At 51.5% G+C, this 24,990-nt stretch carries 4 protein-coding genes; all 4 read left to right on the top strand.

The features are described 5' to 3' along the window. Window positions 1–129 precede the first annotated feature (129 nt). Window positions 130–19,068, top strand: a complete 18,939-nt coding sequence (locus GNP95_RS17255) for a non-ribosomal peptide synthase/polyketide synthase (RefSeq protein ID WP_330163482.1) — start codon at window positions 130–132, stop codon at window positions 19,066–19,068. A gap of 1,017 nt (window positions 19,069–20,085) precedes the next feature. Continuing rightward, window positions 20,086–20,847 (top strand): ABC transporter ATP-binding protein, encoded by a 762-nt coding sequence (locus GNP95_RS17250; RefSeq protein WP_330163485.1) that lies wholly within the window; start codon window positions 20,086–20,088, stop codon window positions 20,845–20,847. Continuing rightward, window positions 20,847–23,432 (top strand): FtsX-like permease family protein, encoded by a 2,586-nt coding sequence (locus GNP95_RS17245; RefSeq protein WP_155612101.1) that lies wholly within the window; start codon window positions 20,847–20,849, stop codon window positions 23,430–23,432. Before GNP95_RS17250 ends, GNP95_RS17245 begins: the two co-directional genes overlap by 1 nt. A gap of 559 nt (window positions 23,433–23,991) precedes the next feature. Next, window positions 23,992–24,975, top strand: coding sequence for a hypothetical protein (locus GNP95_RS17240; RefSeq protein ID WP_196427220.1), 984 nt, complete (start codon window positions 23,992–23,994; stop codon window positions 24,973–24,975). Window positions 24,976–24,990 lie beyond the last annotated feature (15 nt).

Genomic DNA, 24,990 nt, shown 5'->3' with positions numbered 1-24,990 from the left:
GGGCTGTTTCCTGCTTACGAATGCGACAGCGTTTTTTAGTAGTCAAGGTATGACTCTACGACTGGGAATTACTAGAAAACGGGGGGCTAACCTATCTATAAAGAATTTCAAAACAGGGAGGGTGTCGATGTGAGAGAGAATACCAACGAGCAATATGGATTAACGCAAGCCCAGCGCCGAATATGGTTCATGGAAATTATGAATCCGGGAACGTCCATCACGATGCTTTCCGCAACCTACCAGATTACGGGCGAGATCGACACACCGCTTCTGGAGCAAGCGGCAGCAGAGATCGTTAAAACCTATGACGCTTTCCGAATCCGCATTAGCGGGGATTTGCAAAATCCAACGCAGTGGTTCGAAGAGCCGGAGAAGGTCCAAGCTAGAATAAGCCGCCTCGAAATAGGTACAACCGAACAATTCTATGCTTGGGTGAAAGAAGTAAGCGAAAAACCGGCCAGCGTGTTCGACGAACACCTCCACCAATTTACGATGATCCATTTTGCGAACGGTCAAGTATGGCTCAATTTGACGATAAATCATATTATCGCCGACGGCTTGTCCGTCAATGCTTTGCTGCATGCGGTGATGGAAAAATACCTGGAACTGCGCAAAGGCATCTCCAGCAGTTACCAGGCCCCTTCCTATCAGGATTATATTTTCGCGGAGTGTGAATATGAGCAATCGGAGCGTTATCAAAAAGGCAAGGAATACTGGTTGACGAAGTACAACACTTTGCCTGAAACGACCGGGATTAAATCGGTTCCGCCACACTCGATCGGCAGCGAATCCGATAAACTGGCCATTACTTTGGATGGTTCCCGGTATGAACGCATTCTAGCCTTCAGCGAACAATATCAGGTCAGCTTATATACGTTATTTCTGTCCGCCATGTACGTCTTATTGTATAAGTTGACCGACAGCACGGATGTTCCGGTCGGCACGGTTTTCGCCAATCGCACCAGCAAGAAGGAAAAAGAAACGATCGGCATGTTCGTCAGCACCGTAGCTACGCGGATTCGTCTAAATCCAGATGAGAACGTTCTTTCTTTGCTCCAAACGGTTTCCAGAGAAAATATGGCGGATTTGAGGTATCAGAAATACCCTTATAACCAATTGATCCAGGACTTACGCGAACAACACGGCCGCAACGATCTTACGGGTCTGTTCCGCACGTCTTTGGAATATTTGCCTTTGAAAATTGAGGAGTATGAGGAAATCAAGGTACGCCTGGAGGCTCATTTCGCTAGGCACGAGATGGACGATTTGCTGCTGCGCTTTGACCATATGCTGAATGAAGAACATGTCATTCTCCATGCTTCCTATCGTATGGATCTGTTCGAGCCGGCTGAGATTGAGCGGATTATGGAACAGTATGTAACCGTGCTGGACCAGTTTCTTCAGGATCCTGAACTTTCCGTACGCGAGATTTCTCTGCTGAGCGATGAGGAGAGGCAGCGCATTCTTAACGTCTTTAACCCGCCGGTGACAGGGCTGAGCGAGGGAGAAGCGTTTCATTGGTATGTTGAAAAGTTTGCCCGGGAAATTCCGGATCATCCCGCAGTCGTCTATATGGACAAACAGCTGACCTACGGCGAATTAAACGAACGCGCTGAGCGACTGGCTTCTCTCCTTCGCGAACAGGGCGTGGGAAGGGAGACGATTACGGGGATCTGGGCGGAGCGTTCGGTGGAACTGCTGGTCGGGGTGCTCGCCGTTTGGAAAGCCGGCGGAGCCTATGTGCCGCTGGACCCCGAATATCCTGCGGAGCGGATTGAGTACATGCTCAGCGATAGTGATGCATCTGTGCTGCTTACGCAGCGTCATCTGTTGGAGCGGGCCGAAGGCTGGTTGGCTGATGACGGGCTGAAGCTTCAAGCTGTCTATGCCATGGACGATGAACAAATTTATAACGGGGATGCCTTAACCGTGGGATTTGAATCTGCCGGCAACGCTCCGCAAGACTTGGCTTATGTGATCTACACCTCGGGAACGACGGGACGCCCGAAAGGCGTCATGATTGAGCACGGTAGTCTCGTGAATACGGCGGAGGCGTACCGTCGTGAGTACCGATTGGATCAGTTCCCGGTGCGACTGCTACAGCTGGCCAGTTTCTCGTTTGACGTGTTCGTCGGAGACATTGCGCGGACGCTGTATAACGGAGGTACGATGGTGATTGTGCCGAAGGATGACCGGATTGATCCGAATCGCTTATACGGCTGGATTCGGGACCAGAATATTACGGTATTCGAATCGACGCCCGCGCTCATCATACCGTTTATGCAGCATATTTATGGAGAAGGATTGGACGTCAGTTCCATGCAGTTGCTGATAACTAGCTCCGATGCATGCAGTGTCAGCGATTACCGGTTGCTGCAGGAAAGGTTTGGCGGACAATTCCGTATTATTAACAGTTATGGCGTTACCGAAGCGGCCATTGACAGCAGCTTTTACGATGAGCCGCTGGACAAGCTGCCGCCGTCGGGTCATGTGCCGATCGGCAAAGCTTGGCTGAACGCCCGGTTTTACATTGTCGATGCCGCGTTAAAGCCGGTTCCTGTAGGGGTTCCGGGCGAGCTGGTCATCGGCGGTGCCGGGGTGGCGCGCGGGTACTGGAACCGTCCGGACCTAACCGCCGAGAAGTTTACGGATAGCCCGTTTGTGCCGGGCGAACGTCTGTATCGGACAGGCGATTTGGCCCGCTGGCTGGAAGACGGCAACGTCGACTTCATCGGCCGAATCGACTATCAGGTGAAAATTCGGGGCTACAGGATCGAACCTGGCGAAATTGAAACGGCCCTGCTGCGTTACCCGGGCGTCAAGCAGGCTGTGGTGACCGACCATACGGATGAGCAGGGGCAAAAATATTTGTGCGGCTACGTGGTGTCAGATGCTTCGTTGCAACTGAGTGATCTGCTGTCACAATTGAAGCAAGAGCTGCCGGCCCATATGGTCCCGGCCCGGCTGGTGTCTCTTGATAAGCTTCCGCTCACGCCGAACGGTAAAATTGACCGTAAAGCGCTGCCTGAACCGACCGGAGAGGTAGAAGCGGGCAGTGAGTATGTGGCTCCTCGCACAACGCTGGAAACAAGACTTGCTCTCATATGGCAGCAGGTGCTCGGTATTACGCGAGTTGGAGTCCAGGACGATTTCTTTGACCTGGGTGGTCATTCCTTGCGGGCCTCTACGCTGATTTCCAAGATTCGGAGGGAGTTGCAAGTCGAGGTTCCGCTGCGGGAAGTTTTTCGCTACACGACGATCGAACAGTTGGCCCAAAGAATCAGCGGCTTAAAGCAGCAGGAGACGTATGAGATTACAAAGGCGGCTGCGGCCGAGTCCTATCCAGTTTCATCTGAGCAAAAGCGTCTGTACGTCCTGAGCCAGCATGACGGGGCCGAGCGCAGTTACAGTATGTCGGCGGCGCTTCTTCTCGAAGGCAAGCTGGACCGCACGCGCGTCGAGCACGCATTCCGGGCGCTGATTCAGCGCCATGAGACGCTGCGTACCGGGATTGAGCAGGTTCAAGGTGAGCTTGTCCAGCGCATCTATGACGAGGTGCAGTTTGCTGTCGATTATTTTCAGGCGAGCGAGCATGAATGGGATCAAGTGGTGGAAGCTTACTATCGCCCGTTTGATCTGACCAAGCCACCGCTTCTCCGCATCGGCCTGATCGAAGTCACCGAGGATCGCCACATTCTGCTGTTCGATATGCACCATATCGTCTCGGACGGCATTTCGACAGCGCTGCTCTTCGACGAGTTTAGCCGCCTGTATCGGGGCGAGGAGCTGGCTCCGCTGCGTATTCAATACAAGGATTATGCCGTTTGGCAGCATTCCGAAGCCTACGAGCAGATGCTCCATCCGCAGAAGGAGTACTGGCTGAAACAGCTGTCGGGCGAGCTGCCGATCTTGGAGCTGCCGACGGACTTCCCACGGCCTGCGGTACAAAGCTTTGACGGCCGGACCGTGAAGTTTTATATCGGGAAAGAGCGGACGGAGAAGCTGAAAGAGCTGGCGGCACGGACGGGAACGACCCTGTACATGGTGCTGCTGTCGGCTTACTCCATCCTTATGCATAAATATTCGGGTCAGGAAGATCTGATCGTCGGAACGCCGATTGCTGCAAGAACGCAGGAGGAAATGCAGCCGATCGTGGGGATGTTTGTCAACACGCTGGCCATTCGCAGCCGTCCGGAGCGTTCCAAGCCGTACCTTTCGTACCTGCAAGAAATCAAGGACATCACGCTCGGGGCTTTCGAACACCCCAATTATTTGTTCGAAGACTTGGTGGAAAGTCTTCACATTCCGCGTGCGAGCGGCCGGAATCCGCTCTTCGATACATTCTTCTCCCTGCAAAATACGGAGAACGAGCAAATTGTTATCGAGGGGCTGGAGCAATCGTTTTATCCACTGGAAAACCGAACATCCAAGTTCGAGCTGCTCCTGGACATTTCGGAGTTGGACGGTCAGCTCGAATGCCGGTTGGAATACGCTACGGCTTTGTATAAACAGGAGACCGCGGAGCGCTTGGCCAGACATTATGACAAGTTGCTCGAAACCATCGCAGCAGCGCCGGACGGGGATATTGCCTCGCTGGAAATGCTTACGGAGGAGGAAGTTTGCGAGCTGGTGCGTGCTTTCAATGATTCGGAGGCCGACTATCCGCGGCAGCAGACGATTCACGGCCTGTTCGAAGAGCAGGCGGCGCTTCACCCAGACAGCGTGGTCGCCGTTATGAATGAGCGGCAATTGACCTACCGCGAGCTGAACGAGCGATCCAACCGCCTTGCGCGGAAGCTTCGGGAGGCGGGAGTAGAAGCGGACCAGCTAGTAGCGATTCTGGCCGAGCGCTCGCTCGATATGGTCGTCGGCATTCTGGCGATTCTCAAAGCGGGCGGAGCCTACGTGCCTGTCGATCCCGAGTACCCGGAGGAGCGTATCCGCTTCATGATCGAGGATTCGGGTGCGCCGTTATTGCTGATTCAAAGGCATCTGCACGAGAAGACCGACTTCGCAGGAACGCGCCTCGAATTGGACGACTTCGTGTGGGGCGATAGAGGGGCGGACTCCCAAGATACGCTGGAGGCTTCGAACCTGGAGCCGATTTCCGGGCCCGGCAACCTGGCCTATGTCATCTACACGTCGGGAACGACCGGTAGACCGAAAGGCACGCTGATCGAGCATAAGAACGTCGTGCGCCTCTTGTTCAACGACAAGAACCTGTTTGACTTCGGACCGTCCGACACGTGGACGCTGTTCCACTCGTTCTGCTTCGATTTCTCCGTCTGGGAAATGTACGGAGCGCTGCTCAATGGAGGCAAGCTGGTCATCGTACCGCCGCTTACGGCGAAGAACCCGGCCGATTTTCTGACGCTGCTGGGCCGCGAGCAGGTCACGATTTTGAACCAGACGCCAACGTACTTCTACCAGCTGCTGCGTGAGATCTTGGCGGACCATCCGTACGATCTGCGGATTCGCAACATCATCTTTGGGGGCGAAGCGCTCAGTCCCCTGCTGCTCAAGGGCTTCAAGACGAAGTACCCGGAGACGAAGCTGATCAATATGTATGGGATTACCGAGACGACGGTTCACGTTACGTATAAGGATATTACATGGGCCGAGATTGAGGCAGCAAAGAGCAATATCGGCAAGCCGATCCCGACGCTGAGCGTGTACATTCTTGATGAAAAACGCCGCCCTGTACCGATCGGCGTAGTGGGCGAAATGTACGTGGCCGGGGAAGGCCTGGCGAGAGGATACCTGAACCGTCCGGATCTGACGGCGGAGAAGTTCGTCGATTCCCCGTTTGTGGAGGGGGAGAAGCTGTATCGCTCGGGCGATTTGGCGGCCTGGCTGCCAGACGGCAACATCGAATACCTGGGTCGGATCGACCATCAGGTCAAAATCCGCGGGTACCGGATCGAGCTGGACGAAATCGAGACGCAGCTACTGAACGTCCGGGGCGTGGAAGAAGCGGTGGTGCTCGCCCGTCAGGACGGCGGGGGCGAGAAGGCGCTTGTCGCCTACTTTGTGGCGGATCGGACGCTGACGGTCAGCGAAATGAGAACCTCGCTGGCCCAGAGAATGCCGGGGTACATGATCCCGTCGTACTTCGTGCAGCTGGAGCGCATGCCGCTGACGTCCAACGGCAAAGTTGACCGCAAAGCGCTGCCGGAGCCGCAAGGAGGACTGCGAACAGGTGTCGAGTACGTAGCGCCGCGTAACCGGACGGAGTCCCAGCTTGTGAAGATCTGGGAGGAAGTGCTGGGCTACTCTGGCATTGGAGTCCTGGACAATTTCTTCGAGCTCGGAGGCCACTCCTTGCGGGCGACGAACCTTGTCAGCAAAATTCAGAAGGAAATGAACGTTGAACTTCCGCTGCGCGATGTTTTCCGTTATACGACGGTAGAGACGATGGCCGGGGCTATTGCCAGCTTGGAAGAAATGCGGCACAGCTCGATTCCGAAAGTGGAAGAGAAAGTATATTACCCGGTTTCCTCCGCGCAAAAAAGGTTGTACGTCCTGCACCAGCTGGATAGCCTGGAGCTGAATTACAACCTCCCAAGCGCCTTGCAATTGGAAGGGGCTTTGAACGAGGCCAAAGTGGAAAAGGCGCTGACTATTCTGGTGAACCGGCACGATATGCTGCGCACCGGTTTTGAAATCGTAGATGGGGAGCCGGTTCAGCGTATTTATCCGCGTGTAGCTTTCAAGGTCGAGAAGCTTCAAGCAAGTGAAGATCAGGTTGCGACCATTCTTGAAGGCTTCATTCAGCCTTTTGACTTGGCCCAGCCGCCTTTGCTGCGCGCCCTGCTGATCGAACTGGAGAAAGAAAAGTTCCTGCTCGCGCTGGATATTCACCATATTGCTTCCGATGGCCTTTCCATGGATGTGCTGCTGCGCGAATTCGTGCGGCTGTACAATGGGGAACAATTGCCGGAGCTGCGGATTCAATACAAGGATTACGCTGTTTGGCAGCAATCCGAGGAGCAGCGACAGCGCATCAAACGGCAGGAGGAATACTGGCGCGGGGTATTCAGCTCCGAGCTTCCGGTTCTTGAGCTGCCTCTCGACTTCTCACGTCCGGCCGTCCAGCAGTTTGATGGTCAAACCCTCACGTTTACGCTGGATGCGGAGAAAAGCGAAGCTCTCAAACGGCTTGCCGGCGATTCGGGGGCGACGCTGTATATGCTTCTGCTGGCTGCGTACTCCGTATTGCTTCAAAAATACGCGGGACAGGAAGATATCGTGGTCGGCACTCCAATTGCCGCCCGTTCTCACGCTGATCTGCAGCCGATCATCGGCATGTTCGTTAATACGCTGGCCCTTCGCTTGAGTCCGGCGACGGAGCGAACGTTCCTGGATTACTTGCAGGAAGTGAAGGAAACGACGCTTGGAGCCTATGAGCACCAGGACTATCCGTTCGAGGAGCTGGTGGAAGCTCTTCAGGTGAGACGGGATTTAAGCCGGAATCCGCTGTTTGACACCATGTTTTCTTTGCAAAAGCACGAAAGTCTGGATTTAACCCTGGAAGGCTTGCAATGGTCGCTACTGGACATCGAGGAAAAGACGGCAAAGTTTGATCTTAGCTTAGATATCGTGGAAGAAGGTAATGAGCTGGTTTGCAAGATCGAGTACGCTACCTCATTGTTTAGACAGGAAACGATGGCACGGCTGGCGGGTCATTACGAGCAGCTTTTGGCCTCGATCCTGGCTCAGCCGGGTGCGCGTATTGCGGATTTGGATATTTTGACGGACAGTGAAAAGCATGATTTGCTGGTCGGGTTTGACGTGTCCTCTTCGGCTCTTGCGAAGCAACCCGCCGCAGAGGGGATTGGCTTGGAAGCGGATGAGTCGTGGAGAGAGAGAACGTTCCACGAGCTGTTCGAGGAGCAGGCGGAGCGCACTCCTGGAGCACTGGCGGTTGTCTACGAAGGCAGCAAGCTGACGTATGCGGAGCTGAACGCCAAAGCGAATCGTCTGGCGTATGTACTGCGGGCTGGCGGGGTGAAACCGGAGCAGGTGGTCGGCATTTTGGCCGACCGTTCGGTGGAGCTGTTGATCGGGGTGCTTGCCGTATGGAAAGCGGGCGGTGCCTATGTGCCGCTCGACCCGGACTATCCAGCAGAACGGATCGAATATATGCTCGCGGACAGCGGGGCGTCAGTGCTGCTCACACAGACCCGCCTGCTGGAGCAGGCGGAGGCTTGGCGCCAGGGCGGCGCTCTAGCGCTGCAAACGGTGCTTGCGCTTGACGACGCCGCGACGTACAGCATTGAAGCGGCGGGCGGGGCTGTGGGCATACAAGTTATGAGCGAAGCAGGCGCAGAGGCGGAGGCTTTGGCGCAAGCGGAAACGGCTGCTGTCGAAACATCCGCTACGGTAGAAGCCGAGAAGAACGTACAAGCGGTGGATATCGCATCGAATCCGGCGAATGTGAACAAGCCAAGCGATTTGGCTTACGTCATCTATACCTCCGGTACGACGGGCCGTCCGAAGGGCGTGGCGGTGGAACACCGCAGCCTGGTGAACACAGCGGCGGGCTATCGGCGGGAATACCGGTTGGATCAGTTCCCGGTGCGGCTTCTGCAGCTCGCCAGCTTCTCATTCGACGTGTTCGTCGGCGATATTGCGCGGACGCTGTACAACGGCGGCACCATGATCATCGTGCCGAAGGACGACCGGATCGATCCAACCCGCCTCTACGGCTGGATTCGCGACTACGCCGTGACGGTGTTCGAATCGACTCCGGCGCTGATCGTACCGTTCATGGAGCATGTACACGCTGAAGACTTAGACCTCAGTTCGATGCAACTGCTAATCACAAGCTCGGATGCGTGCAGTGTAGCGGATTACCGCACCTTGCAGGAGCGCTTTGGCTCGCAGTTCCGTGTTATTAACAGCTACGGCGTAACGGAAGCGGCGATTGATTCCAGCTTCTATGGCGAGCCGCTGGAGAAGCTGCCGAAGACGGGCAGCGTACCGATCGGGAAAGCATGGCTGAACGCCAAGTTCTATATTGTAGATGCGAATCTGAAGCCGGTACCGATTGGAGTTCCTGGCGAGCTGGTTATCGGCGGAATAGGTGTGGCCCGCGGTTACCTGAACCGCCCGGATTTGACAGCGGAGAAATTCGTAGACAGCCCGTTCGCCGCTGGGGAACGGCTCTACCGGACGGGCGACCTGGCGCGCTGGATGCCGGACGGCAACGTGGACTTCATCGGCCGGATCGACAATCAGGTGAAAATTCACGGCTATCGGATCGAGCTTGGAGAAATTGAAGCGGCCATGCAGAATTTTGCCTGTGTGCGTCAAGCGCTTGTCATTGATCGGACGGACGAACGGGGGCAGAAATATTTATGCGGGTATGTCGTAGCGGATTCCAGCTTCAGTCTGGAAGGGCTTGTGACCCATCTGGACGCCGCGCTGCCTTCCCATATGGTGCCTTCGCGCATTATGCGCCTGGATGAAATGCCGCTTACGCCGAACGGGAAGATCGACCGTAAAGCGCTGCCTGTGCCGGAAGGAAGCATTCATACCGAGGCTGCATACACGGCGCCTCGTACTCCTGCCGAGCAAGCACTTGCGTCGGTCTGGCAGTCGGTGCTGGGTGTGGATCAGGTCGGAACGATGGACAATTTCTTCGCACTCGGCGGCGATTCGATCAAGGCCTTGCAGGTATCGTCCCGTCTTTTACAAATGGGGTACAAGCTGGTTATGAAAGATTTGTTCCATTATCCGACGATTTCCGCTCTTAGTTTGCGGCTGCAAACGGCGGAGAGAACGGCAAGCCAGGCCGAAGTCACGGGAGAGGTCATCTTGACCCCGATTCAGCGCTGGTTTTTTGAACAAAATCCGGTTGACATACATCACAGCAACCAGGCATATATGCAGTTCTCCAAGCAAGGCTTTGACGAAGAAGCTTTACGCCAAGCAGTGCGTGAGCTTGTCGTGCATCACGATGCTCTTCGTACGGTTTACCGTCAAACCGGGAACGGCTATATGGCCTGGAACCGTGGCGCCGGGGAGAACGAAGTGCTGTTCGATTTGGAAGTTGTCGATTTCAAGGGAGTCCACGACGTGAAAGCAGCGGTAGAGGCTAAGGCGAATGACATTCAAGCGAGCATCGATCTGGAAAACGGCCCGCTGGTGAAGCTCGGCTTGTTCCGTTGCAACGACGGCGACCACCTGCTCATCGCAATCCATCACTTGGTCGTAGACGGCGTATCCTGGCGGATTCTGCTTGAGGATTTTGCAACTGCCTATGAGCAAGCGCTGCAAGGGCAGCCGATCCGTCTGCCGCTCAAAACGGATTCATTCCAAACTTGGGCGAAACAACTCGCTGATTATGCGAACGACCCGGCGATGGAATGCGAAAGAGAGTACTGGCAGCATATCGAGCAATTGACCTATGAGCCGCTTCCGAAAGATTTTGAACAAGGTAGATCCAAGCTGAAGGACAGTGGGCTTGTGACCGTCCGCTGGACGGCAGAGGAAACGCAGCAGCTGCTGAAGCAGGCACACCGTGCTTACCATACAGAAATGAACGATTTGCTGCTTGCCGCTCTCAGCCTCGCGGTACAAGCTTGGAGCGGCCAGGAACGCGTGCTGGTCAATCTCGAAGGCCACGGCCGGGAAGATGTTTTGCATGATGTGGACATTACGCGGACGGTAGGCTGGTTTACAAGCCAATTCCCTATCGTTCTGGAACCGGGCCACGACCAGGCGCTCGGTCATCAGGTGAAACAGGTTAAAGAAAGCTTGCGCCGCATTCCGAACAAAGGAATCGGCTACGGCATCCTGCGTTATTTGTCGGTGCCGCGTGACGGCGAGCGCTTCGCTTTGGAGCCGGAGATCAGCTTTAACTATTTGGGGCAGTTCGACCAGAATTACGAAAGCAGCGGCTCGCAGCCGTCTCCGTTCAGCCTGGGCTCCGATTCAAGCCCGAATGCAGTGATGGATTTTGCTCTCGATATTAACGGTATGGTGTCGGAAGAAGTGCTGGAACTTACGATCCGTTATGGGGAAACCCAGTATAAACGGGAAACGGTAGAGCGCCTGGGCACCCTGCTTCAATCGAGCTTGCGTGAAGTCATCAGCCATTGCGTATCGAAAGAGCAGCCGGAGCTTACGCCTAGCGACGTTCTCCTTCAAGATGTGACTGTGGAGGAACTGGAGCGGCTGACTGAACATACGGCGGCGCTCGGCGAACTGGAGAATGTGTATACCCTGACTCCACTGCAAAAAGGGATGTTGTTCCACAGCCTGCTGGATGCCGATTCGGAGGCTTACTTCGAACAGGTGACCTTCGATCTGTACGGAAGCCTGAATGTCGAGGCCTTTACCCAAGGATTGGATACGCTGGTACAGCGGAATGAGGCCTTACGGACTAACTTTATTACGGGCTTGCGAGACGAGCCGATTCAAGTGGTATTCCGCGAACGGAAGTGTGAAGTGTACTTCGAAGATATTCGCTCGGATAGCGATGAGGACCTGGAAAAGACGATAGCTGATTTTGTTAGTAGAGATAAAGCGAACAAGTTCGATTTGGCCCAAGGCTCTCTGATGCGCGTGACCGTTTTGCGCACGGGCGACGAGTCCTACCATGTGATCTGGAGTCACCATCACATTTTGATGGATGGCTGGTGCATGTCCTTCATGATCAAGGAAGTGTTCGACACCTACTTCGCGTTCCAGGAGAAGCGGACGCTGGAGCTTCCTCCAGTTACCTCGTACTCCCGGTATATCGAATGGCTGGAAGCTCAAGATTCCGCGAAAGCTTCGCATTACTGGTCGGAGTATTTGGCGGGTTACGATCAGCAGACCAAGCTGCCCCAGGAGAAAACGGGGCTTAGGCAGGGCGCTTTTGAAGCGGCTGAACTCGATGTGGAACTCAGCAGGGAACTGACCGGGCAAATCATGCGGGTGGTACGCCAGCAGCAGGTAACGCTCAATACGTTTATGCAGACCGTATGGGGATTAGTTCTGCAGGTCTACAACAACAGTGAGGATGTCGTATTTGGCTCCGTCGTATCCGGGCGTCCGGCAGAAATTCCGGGCATCGAAAGCATGATCGGCCTGTTTATTAATACGATTCCGGTTCGTATTCAAGGCAAAGCCGAGGAGACGGTAGCCGATATCTTGAGAAAAACCCAGGATCAAGCCCTGGCATCGGGAGCTTACGAAACGTTCCCACTGTTCGAAATTCAGTCGCTGAGCGAGCAAAAGCGCGACTTGATCAACCATATCATGGTCTTTGAAAATTATCCGATGGAAGAACAGATTGAGCAGGTCGTCGGCGGAGACAAAGAAGCGCTGAAAATCGCTAATATCCTGTCGCCGGAGCAAACGAACTACGACCTGGACATTACCGTCATTCCGGAAGAGCATATTTTGCTGCGGTTTACGTACAATACGCTGACGTTCAGAGAGGAAGACATCAGGCTGATCTACGGTCATTTTGCCCAGGCACTGGAGCAGGTTGCGGCTAACCCGAACATTCTTGTGAATGAGTTGAACTTGCTGACGGCAGAGGAAAAAGAGCAAATTCTCGGCGAGTTTAACCCGGTGCAGCCGGAAGCGGCTCCTGCAGCCGCGTTCCACCGACTGTTTGAGGAACAGGCGGAACGCATGCCAGAAGCGGAGGCCGTCGTGTACGAGAACGACCGGCTGACGTATGCGGAGCTGAACGAGCGGGCGAATCGCTTAGCGGCTACGCTGCGCGCAAGCGGCATCGGCCGGGAGACGATCGTCGGCATTCTCGCCGAGCGTTCGGTAGACTTGCTGGTGGCCGTGTTAGCCGTCTGGAAAGCGGGCGGGGCCTATGTGCCGCTCGATCCGGACTATCCGGTGGACCGCGTGCGGTTCATGCTCGAAGACAGCGGAGCGAAGGTACTGCTGACGCAAACGGCGCTGCGAGCGCGCGCTGAAGCCTGGCTCGGCGAAGAGGAACTGGCGCTGGCGGCGGTGCTGTATCTGGACGACGAAGCGTCGTACAGCGAGGAACGGGCGAATGTGCCGATGGGCTCCGGCATGGTTTCCGGCAAGCTGACGGATGTTGTGGACGACGGCGATGAGAGCCATCCGTATGTTGGCATGGGCAGCTTTCATGAAGCCCGTCCAGAGGATCTGGCCTACGTGATCTATACGTCAGGAACGACGGGCAAGCCGAAGGGCGTGATGATTGAGCACCGCAGCCTGGTGAACACGGCGGCGGGCTACCGGCGTGAATACCGGTTGGATCAGTTCCCGGTGCGGCTGCTGCAGCTGGCAAGCTTCTCGTTTGACGTGTTCGTCGGAGACATTGCGCGGACGCTGTATAACGGAGGCACGATGGTGATTGTGCCGAAGGATGACCGGATTGATCCGAACCGCTTATACGGCTGGATTGAGCGGGAGCGGGTCACCATCTTCGAATCGACGCCGGCGCTGATCGTGCCGTTCCTAGAGTACGTGCAAGAGCAGGGGCTGGATATGAGCCGGGTGGAGCTGTTGATCACGAGCTCGGACAGCTGTAGCGTGGGGGATTACCGGACTTTGCAGGAACGCTTTAGCTCGTGGCTCCGGATTATCAACGCCTACGGCGTGACGGAAGCGGCGATCGACTCAAGCTTCTACGACGAGCCGCTGACGGAGCTGCCGCAGACAGGCCATGTGCCGATCGGTAAAGCGTGGCTGAATGCGAAATTCTACATCGTGGACGCGCATATGAACCCGGTGCCGGTCGGGGTGCTAGGCGAGCTGGTCATTGGCGGAGTCGGGGTAGCACGCGGGTACTTGAACCGTCCGGAGCTGACGGAAGAGAAGTTCGTAGACAGCCCGTTCGCCGCGGGCGAGCGGCTGTACCGCACGGGAGACTTGGCGCGGTGGATGGAAGACGGGAACGTGGACTTCATCGGCCGGATCGACAACCAGGCGAAAATCCGGGGCTACCGGATCGAGACGGGCGAGATCGAGTCGCAGCTGCTGAGTGTAGGTGGCGTGAAGGAAGCGGTCGTCGTCGTCAGGGAAGATCAAGAAGGTCAGAAGGCTTTGTGCGCTTATTATACAGCGGAAGAAGGCTTGACGGCGGCGGAACTGAAGCGGTCGATTGCCAGCGAGCTGCCGGGGTACATGATCCCGTCGTACTTCGTGGAGCTGGAGCGCCTGCCTCTGACGCCGAACGGAAAGATCGACCGGAAGGCGCTGCCGGCACCGGAAGGGGGAGCAGGCGGAGACCGCGAATACGTGGCGCCGCGCACCGAACTGGAGGCGAAGCTGGCCGCCATTTGGCAGGATGTGCTTGTTCGGGAGAAGGCGGTAGGCGTAACGGAAAACTTCTTCGACCTCGGCGGACACTCCTTGCGGGCGACGACGCTCGTCAGCAAAATGCATAAGGAGCTAGGCGCCCAATTCCCGCTTCGCGACGTATTCCGCTATTCGACGGTTGAGGAAATGGCTGCGGCTATGGAGCGGCTGGAGATCGGCTCGTTCACGGCTATTCCGGCTGCGGAACCTAGCGAGTATTATCCGCTCTCTTCCGCTCAGAAACGTCTCTATATTTTGAACGAGCTGGAAGGAGCCGAGCTGAGCTACAACATACCGGGAGCTATGTTGCTCGAAGGGGAGCTCGATCGGCAGCGGTTTGAAGAAGCGTTCCGCGGGCTCGTAGCTCGTCATGAAACGCTGCGTACTGGGTTCGAAATGGTAAAAGGCGAAGCGGTTCAGCGGATTTACGAAGAAGCCGCCTTCCAGGTGGAATATGTGCAGATCAGCGGGGAGCAGGCGGAAGAAACGGTGCGCCAATTCGTTCGTCCGTTTGATCTAGCGAAGCCGCCACTTCTGCGGGTAGGCCTTGCCGAACTGGTGCCGAACCGGCACATTCTGATGTTCGATACGCATCATATCGTATCTGACGGCGTTTCGATTGACGTACTGATCGAAGAGTTCGTCGACTTGTACAGCGGGGAGCAGTTGGAGCCGCTCCGCATTCAGTACAAAGATTATGCGGTATGGCAGCAATCGGACGAGCAGAAAGCTCAGCTTGCCAAGCAGGAAGCCTACTGGCTCGACATGTTCCAAGGAGAACTGCCGGTTTTGGAATTGCCGACGGACTATCCGCGCCCAGCTGTGCAAAGCTACGAGGGCCGCACACTGCAATTGTTTATGCATAGCGAGAAAAGCGAGGGTCTGAAACGGCTTGCAGCCGAGAACGGCACAACGCTTTACATGGTTCTGCTTGCTGGTTATACAATATTATTGCATAAATATACAGGGCAAGAAGACGTGGTGGTCGGTACACCGATTGCGGGAAGAAATCACAGCGACGTTCAGCCGCTGATCGGGATGTTCGTTAATACCCTGGCCATCCGCAGTTATCCGGCTGCTGGTAAGACGTTCCCTGACTACTTGAAGGAAATCAAGGAGACGACGCTGAGCGCTTTTGAACATCAGAATTATCCGTTCGAGAAACTGGTGGATAAGGTGAACGTGGCTCGCGATTTAAGCCGCAATCCGCTGTTCGATACGATGTTTGCTTTGCAGAATACAGAGAATTTGGAAATCCAGCTTCCCGGACTCCATTTGTCGACGTATGCAAGCGAAGAATTTGTTTCTAAATTCGATCTCAGCTTGGACGTCACGGAGACCGAGGAAGGCTTGGAATATCTGTTTGAATACGCCACTGCTCTTTATAAAACCGAAACGGTGGAGAAATTGGCCGCTCACTATTTGCAGCTGCTTGAATCCATTCTCCGCAACCCGTCGGCGACTATTGCCGAGCTGGGCATTTTGACACCGGCGGAGGAAGAGCAAATTCTCGGTGCGTTCAACCCGGCGCAGCCGGAAGCTGCACCTGCGGCGGCGTTCCACCGGCTGTTCGAGGAACAAGCGGAGCGCACGCCGAAAGAGGTGGCCGTCGTGTACGAGAACGACCGGCTGACGTATGCGGAGCTGAACGAGCGGGCGAACCGCTTGGCGGCCACGCTGCGCGCAAGCGGCATCGGCCGGGAGACAATTGTCGGCATTCTCGCTGAGCGTTCGGTGGACTTGCTAGTGGCCGTGCTGGCTGTCTGGAAAGCGGGCGGGGCGTATGTGCCGCTCGACCCGGACTATCCAGCAGACCGTGTGCGGTTCATGCTTGAAGACAGTGGAGCGAAGGTGCTGCTGACGCAAATGGCGCTGCGAGAGCGCGCCGAAGCCTGGCTCGGCGAAGAGGAGCTGGCGCTGGCGGCGGTGCTGTACCTGGACGACGAAGCGTCGTACAGCGACGAGCGGGCGAATGCACCGATGGGCTCCGGCCTTGTCTCCGGCAAGCTGACGGATGCTGTGGACGACGGCGATGAGAGCCATCCGAATGTTGGCATGGACAGCTTCCATGAAGCCCGTCCGGAGGATCTGGCGTACGTGATCTATACGTCGGGAACGACGGGCAAGCCGAAAGGCGTGATGATCGAGCACCGCAGCTTGGTGAACACGGCGGCGGGCTACCAGCGGGAATACCGGTTGGATCAGTTCCCGGTGCGGCTGCTGCAGCTCGCCAGCTTCTCGTTTGACGTGTTCGTGGGAGATATCGCACGCACGCTGTATAACGGAGGCACGATGGTGATTGTGCCGAAGGACGATCGGATCGATTCGTCTCGTCTGCACTACTGGATAGAGCAGGAGCGGGTCACCACTTTCGAATCGACACCGGCCCTGATTGTGCCGTTCCTGGAATACGTGCACGAGCAGGGGCTGGACATGAGCGGAATGGAGTTGTTAATCACGAGCTCGGACAGCTGCAGCGTGGCGGATTACCGAACCTTGCAGGAGCGCTTTGGCTCATTGTTCCGGATCATCAACGCCTACGGCGTGACGGAAGCGGCGATTGACTCAAGCTTCTACGACGAGCCGCTGACGAAGCTGCCGCAGACAGGCCATGTGCCGATCGGCAAAGCGTGGCTAAATGCGAAATTCTACATCGTGGATGCGCATCTGAATCCGGTGCCAGTCGGGGTGCTGGGCGAGCTGGTCATCGGCGGAGCCGGAGTGGCGCGTGGATACTTGAATCGTCCAGAGTTGACGGAAGAGAAGTTCGTAGACAGCCCGTTCGCTGCGGGCGAGCGGCTGTACCGCACGGGAGACTTGGCACGGTGGATGGAGGACGGGAACGTGGACTTCATCGGCCGAATCGACAATCAGGCGAAAATCCGGGGGTACCGGATCGAGATGGGCGAGATCGAGTCGCAGCTGCTGCGGGTGGAAGGCGTGCGCGAAGCGGTGGTGCTGGTTCGAAGTGACGCAAACGGACAGAAAGCGCTGTGCGCGTACTACACAACGGATGGCGAGCTAACGGCGGCAGACCTGAAGCGGGCGATTGCCAGTGAGCTGCCGGGGTACATGATTCCGTCGTACTTCGTGGAGCTGGAGCGCCTGCCTCTGACGCCGAACGGGAAAATCGACCGGAAGGCGCTGCCGGCGCCGGAAGGGGGAGCAAGCGCAGGCCGCGAATACGTAGCGCCGCGCACCGAACTGGAGGCGAAACTGGTCGCCATCTGGCAGGACGTGCTCGGGCCGGTCACGATTGGCGTGACGGACAACTTCTTCGACCACGGGGGCCACTCCCTGCGGGCGACGACGCTGGTCAGCAAGGTGCACAAGGAGCTGAGTGTGAACCTGCCGCTGCGCGATGTGTTCCGGCACTCGACTATCGAAGCGATGGCCGAAGCAATCAGCCAATTGGAGCGGCAGGAACACCTCTCCATTCCGGTTCTGGATAAGAGGGATTACTATCCGCTGTCCTCCGTGCAAAAACGGCTGTACATCCAGCAGCAGATGGAAGGCGCCGAGCTTAGCTACAACATGTCCGGCATGACGGTTCTCGTCGGGCGCTTGGATCGGATTCAATTCGAGACGGCGCTTAAAGGATTGATCGATCGTCACGAAATTTTGCGAACCGGCTTCGAAATGGTTGACGGCGAACCGGTACAACGAATTTATCCGGATTTGAAGTTTGCCGCCGGGTATACGAAAGCGACGGAAAGTGAAACGAAGAGCATCGTAGATGGCTTTGTGCGCGTCTTTGATTTGGAGCGGCCGCCGCTGCTGCGTGTGGGCTTAATCGAATGGGAAGCGGAACGGCATCTGCTCATGCTGGACATTCATCATCTCATCACGGATGGGATGTCGATGGGCATCTTCGTTGAAGAGCTGCTGCGCCTGTATAACGGTGAGACGCTGGAACCACTTCGGATTCATTACAAGGAATTTGCCGCTTGGCAGCAGTCCGAACCTGTAAAAGAACAGCTGAAACGTCAGGAAGCCTATTGGCTGGATCTGCTGGAAGGCGAACTGCCGACGCTGGAACTGCCTACGGACTTTGTCAGACCTGCCATTCGCAGCTTCGAGGGGGATGTGTTGCCTTTCAGCATCGACAAGCAGATGGAAGGCAGCTTGCAGCGCATCGCCGATGAGAATGGTGCCACCCTTTACATGGTGTTATCGGCAGTCTTTTCCATCCTACTCAGCAAGTACTCGGGGCAAGAAGACTTCATTGTAGGCACGCCGGTTTCGGGCCGCACTCATGCCGATCTGGAGCCGCTCATCGGAATGTTTGTCAACACGTTGGCGATTCGCCATTATCCGTCCGGGGAGAAGACATTCCTCGCTTACTTGAACGAAGTCAAAGAAACGATGCTGGGGGCCTACGACAACCAGGATTATCCGTTCGAGGAGCTTGTGAAAAAGCTGCAGGTGCCGCGCGATCAAAGCCGTAATCCTGTATTCGATGTCATGTTTGCTTTGGAAACCAAGGAAGATAACGTTCAAAGCTTCGGGGATATCAAGATCGAATCATATCCGGAAACGCATACGGTTTCCCAATTTGATCTTACCTTGGTCATTTCGTTGCTGGATGAGGGAATGAACGGGCAGTTTGAATATGCCACCAAGTTGTTTACGCGCAATCTGATCGACAATTTCGCTCAGGATCTGCTCGTGATCATCACCCAAATTTGCGAACAGCCTTCGGTGCTGTTGAAGGATATTTCTCTGAACGGGCAATCCGATCAGGAGCAAGATGTGATAGAGGCCATTGATATTATTTTCTAATCCCTTACCCGGCTTGGGTGTATGCCGTATTTCTCTCGGTACGCATCCTGCCGGGTGTTTTTTTCCAAATGAAAGGGAAAAATCCACTACAGGAATCTGACGTCAAGTGCCGCTGAGTAACTATTTCAATTTATTGGAAAACGGGCAAAAACACAACAGAAATCGTAGTTTACCTTTGGTATACTAAGAGCCAAACCATTTAAACAGAGATAATTCTTTGAAAAAGAATATTGATCATTTAAGCACGTTATATGCGACATTTAGTATATTGAGGAAATGGTTATGAAATTTATATTATCGTGATAGCATAGGTTTCCAATTTTCTTTACATAGTAATTTTTAGTGGTTTCAGACTTTCCTTTTTTCTAATTATCACGTGCTGTGGCAAACAAAGTAAAATCAACAAGATTGGTTCACGACTTTTTTATCACCTGACAAATATGCTCCAGTTTTAAAGATTATGGAACTAATATGTAAGATGATGATGCATTTAGAGGGAAACTTGAAGGTATGATTCCGAGCTTCCCTCTTTTTATTAACCAGATTAGTGGTAGTAAAATTAATCAGATAAAAAAGAAGAACTAGCTAAACAGCTTACAAAACAGTTGAATAATTTATTGTAGAAGGATGGGGATAGCGTAATATAATTGTGCTGCTCATCCTTCTAGTTATCTATAGTCTGAAAATTTGGATAATTCCTGCGAATAAAGTAGGATTTATTTAATTCATGTCGAATTTTTACATATATGGTTTGTTATTCAACCAGATTAGCTTCAAATGAGGTGCCTATAGGATAAGGTTTCTGAATTAATCGAACTTGGTTTTGAGTCTGATTATTTCGAATTTTAAAGAGAGTCAGTGCAATAAAGAAAAAGTACTGATTTACTAAGGGATATAATGGCGATGGCAAATTCCCGGTATGATGGAGATAAGGGGAATAGATCAGAAAGAATTTATAAATTCTAATAATTATGTGCAGTGCGACACCGAAATCGAATCGAGGCGAGCATTTTGACTGTGATTCTGGAAATAGAAAACCTTAGCAAATTCTATACAACGCATTCAGAAATGACGTATGTCATTAAGGATATTAACCTAACTATATCTCGTGGAGAATTCATTGTCGTTATGGGGAAAAGCGGCTCTGGTAAAACAACTTTACTACAACTTATCGGAGCATTGATTAAACCGTCGGAAGGTAATATACGAGTAGATGGTCAATCTTTGCAAGATATTTCCGTAGAACCACATGCTACACAATACCGAAGAGAAAAAGTTGGATTCATATTCCAGTTTTTTAATCTCATTGCTTCGATTAATGCCGAAGACAATGTTGCCATGCCCTTGTTGCTGGCAGGCGTGAAGAAGAAAGAGGCTTACGATAAAGCGAGAGATCTGCTTGAAAAAGTAGGTTTGTTCAACAAAAGAAAACAATATCCTCACACTTTATCGGGTGGAGAGCAGCAGCGTGTCGCGATCGCGAGAGCTCTCGTTCAAAATCCTTGCCTATTGCTAGCTGACGAACCAACAGGAAATTTGGATTCAGTAACGACCTCTCATATTTTGTCTTTACTGGTTCAACTTCAGAAACATCGCAATCAAACCATTCTGTTAGTTACTCACGATCCTCAAGTGGCTGCGCATGCGGATCGGGTCATTTTTTTACACGATGGCAAACTGGTTCTTGATCATGCTAATGATAAGGAATGTGACCACAATAAACGGGTTTCGGTTATCGTCGATCTTCAACTTGCATCGCAAGGAAAGGTTGATATCTGATGGTTATTCTGATGCTAGCCTGGAAGATGCTTCTTGCGAAAAAGAGTAGGATGATCTATATGCTCATCGGCGTAATGCTAGGTACGGTTCTTTTAACTAGTGTGGTGCTGTTGGGTCAGATGCTTCATGCTTCAATAAAAAAACAACAGTTTGATCAATTTGGATATACAGATATTATGGTGGGATATAGGACTGCTGAACAAGGACTTACCCCAGAACAAATAGATCAAATTACGAGCAGTACGATGGTTCAAGGCTTTGCGCAAATATTGGCAGCGCCTAAAATTCCCGGGCTCTCTCCCGACTTTTATGTTGTTGGGGTTGATCATTCCGAAATTGCGAAATCTACCTATAAATTCACGCAAGCTCTGCAGCCCTTTGAAATTGTGTTGACCGAGAGGCTTGCCGAACGTTGGGGTGTGAAATTACACGGTGAAACATCCATACCGTCTCTTCCATCTTCACAGCCCTGGGTCGTAAAGGAAATTATCCCTGATCGTTACGGGCCAGACGGCCCGTTGCCGGACTATGCCATTTTTCATTTGCAATCCCTGCAAGAGATTGCAGGAAGCGACGTAAAAGTTAATCTTCTTTTAATAGATTTAGTCAAAGATCATGATAAGCAAAGGTTTTCGCGGTTTGTGAAGGACAACTTTGATCCCATACCGGATGTGGATATCGTAGGTGACTCTGAAGAGGGAGATAAATTAAATAGTTTTTTAGTCATCGGATATGCATTAGGGATTATGGTTGTATTTGCTAGTGGGTTTATGATTCTGAGTAGTTTCTACATTACTGTACAACAGAGAAAAAGAGAGTTAGCTCTTCTACGTATGATCGGTGGAAGTCCGAGTCAATTGAAGTTGATGGTCTGTATAGAGGGGTTGACGATTGCCATTATCGGGTCATTTCTGGGCTCGCTTATAGGTGTATTATTAACGAGAATAACCATAGATTGGATGGCTCGGTATCTTTCCATCCCTTTATTTTCAGTGTCAATTTCATATGAATACGTTGCGGTCACTGCATTAAGCATCGCTTTATTTGTTTTTTTAACTTCCTTGATTCCTGCCCATAAAGCCTCAAAAGTTTTACCAATGGAATTCCTCAATGACATACTTGATAAAAATTTGCGTCCACGGAATACTCAGAAATGGATAGCGGTCGGGTTATTGGTGATTAGTCTTCTTTGCGCAGGCATAGGCAGATGGGGGGATCAAGAAAGTTCCTTGCATGTTCTGTTCTATGTTGTAGGAGGATTAATGATCTCCAGCTCTCTTTATATGTTAACTCCCTTTTGGATATCACCTGTTTTGCGCATATTGTCCCCGCTCCTTGAACGAATAGCAGGCATAGAATCCAAAATTGCTGTTCAAAATCTGATTTTCCAACGAGCCCAAAGTACATTGGCTGTTATTATCATTGGTTTATCCATGACATTGACTATTCCGATCGTCACGATTTATACATGGGTTGGAGATAACATGTTGAAGCAAATAGAGTCAAATTACATCTCTGATATTTTAGTATCGAGCAATAAAAGCATGCGTTCGACTGTTCCGTTTGAAATACAAGAAGATTTGCAACGAATACCAGGTGTGAAAACGGCTATTCCGGTTAGCGTCAATCGGACATTAATTCTGGATAATTATGATTTCTCAAAGAGCAATCAGAGATGGCTGAATTTAAAGTCATCCCCTTCTCCACTTATAAAAGATGAACACAATAAACCTGTTTTGAAACGAGAAGTGGCGAACTATAAATTGGTTCATATCCATTCTCTCGTTAAGGAACTTAATCTGCAATTGCCGCAAGAAATCGAACCCCAAAATGCGGTAATGATAACAGCGCGTTACGCCGAAATGTTGGGTGTTAAGAAGGGGGATACTTTGGAGTTTTTGATCGTTCCTTTAGATTATAAAGACCCTTACCGCCAGGTGAAAGTTACGATTGCAGCAGTATTAGATCAGTTGTATGCAAACGAAGACTCGCTGCTGCTTTTGGATTGGAACAACTCTGCGCTCACAGGACTGGATCAACCCAATGTGCATAGTGTCATGCTGTACGTTGATCCGACCCAGAAAACGCTTGTAGATCAGCATATAAAGATGCTTCAAATGAATAAATATGACGAAATCAATTGGAGCGACAGATCTACTCAGCTGCAGGAGCTGTCAAAGCAAATGTCCGAGCGCATTTTGATATTGGGAGCGACTTTTGTGTTGCTGCTCATGATGGGACTGAGCGGGATGGCTAATCATCTATCGGCTATCCTCCTGACGAAACGTCGTGAAATGGCAATACTTCGTATGATAAGTGCAACCCACGGTCAAATTAGGAAAATTGTTATCGTTCAATGTGGATTATTTGGCATGATAGGAATTGTTATCGGAGTTATCACGGGATGGCTCATCACTTTATACTTTTCACAGATAGACAATGGTCACATTTATAATGCTATAAGAGAACAAATATATATTGTAATATGTGTTGTGGTTTTTACTTTTATCTTATCGTTCCTATTAGGAAGCAAAGAAGCCAGGATGGTTTCTGAGTCCAAGAAGTCCAACATTCAAATGGATTAGTATACAGCTTCAATGATCGGTTCTCCCTCGGGAGAGCCGTTTTTTTATGGACGTGCTGATGAGGTGGTACGCAAAAAAACGCCAGTATTACCGTGGGCGCTGTTGCGGTTTCACACGTAATTGGAATATCAAGGTAATCAAAATACGAAAGTATTTCGAGACAGTCTTTTTTCATGGGGCAGTAGGCTGCTTAGGAAATTCTATCTTATGGCTTCTATGAATATCTTCCGTTCCTGCCTCGAGTGCAGTCATGTAATACTTGCATTTATGAACAATAAGAAATGGTAAAGTGCAAACTATAGGTGAATATACTCCAGATCGACAATCTGGGTTTTTCCATTTGGAGCAAACTTAGAGTTAAAAGAGGAAACGTATAAAAAGATTCTTATCAAATACATAACATTAACAAAATTCGACAGGAATTATTACTTTAATTTTATATAATCATTAAAAGTAACCATAAAAAGTATAAACTTTCATTCGGATATTAGAGATAATCAAAAATATAAATTTGACCTTGAAAGCGGGGGATTTATAAATGTCCAAAAAAAATCTATATATGAGAACACCAGAAGTCAGCACGTATACTTCTTACGGCTGTTTATTCTCTATAATGGATGATCGGTTGTGGCCATGGATCTATAATAACTTTATTCAAATTACATATGCTCATACTTGGGGGATTTTTGCTTTTGATAATCATGTCCGGCTTCTTAGTAATTGCCCAGGAATATCCTACTATGAAATTCCTCGGACTGTTGTTGACTATAAATGGGATAAAAAAATTAAAAACTTAATTATCGAAGCTTTGGAAATGGACTATTATATGTATATTTATGTGGATAGGTACTATCTCAAGCAGAGTAGTTCATATCAAAAGTATCCTTCTCCCCATGAAGTATTAATATGTGGATATGATTTAAATAAAAGCACATTTACCATTGCTGATAATCTAGAAAACGGAAAGTTTATTGTAACTGAATGCACTTTTGATGAAGTGGAAAAGGGTTATTGGGCAATAAAAACTAATTATGATTTTATGACGAATATCCGTTATTTGAAAAAGAAGAAGGAATACACCTGTGAGATTAATTTGCCCCAAATCATATTTAATATAGAAAATTATCTGTTTTCTAAAAAAAATTATGACCTTATTCAGGATCAAGAAATTGACTATGGTTTTGATGCATATCATAGACTATTGGTTGATATATCAAATGCAGAGCAATCGTTGGAGCTGGATTGGCGGGGCTTCCATTTACTCTATGAACATAAGATTTTAATGGAAATGCGAATAAAATATTTGTTAGATCTAGAGGTTGTTTCGCATAGTTCGAATTTTTTGGAAGCGATTATAGAGCTGAAAAATGATTTTTTGGTATTGCGAAATCTGGTTATTAAATACAATTTAACATTGAATCCGAATATATTGGAGCGAATTAAGAGAAATTTGGAGGACAATTTAAATAGAGAACGCAGTTATTTGTTTAATTTATTAAATGACTTGAAGCAAAACGTACAGAGAGAGTACTCTATTTTGTAAACCAAAGATTTAATT

It is taken from the genome of Paenibacillus woosongensis (assembly GCF_009725165.1).
Lineage (GTDB): Bacteria > Bacillota > Bacilli > Paenibacillales > Paenibacillaceae > Fontibacillus > Fontibacillus woosongensis.
The sequence above is the reverse complement of the archived record's forward strand: the minus strand, read 5'-3'. Positions and strand labels throughout refer to the sequence as shown.

Excerpts from the sequence above, each read along its gene's own strand:
- GNP95_RS17245 (WP_155612101.1), top strand. The coding sequence starts at position 20,847 with ATGGTTATTCTGATGCTAGCCTGGAAGATGCTTCTTGCGAAAAAGAGT.
- GNP95_RS17240 (WP_196427220.1), top strand. The coding sequence starts at position 23,992 with ATGAGAACACCAGAAGTCAGCACGTATACTTCTTACGGCTGTTTATTC.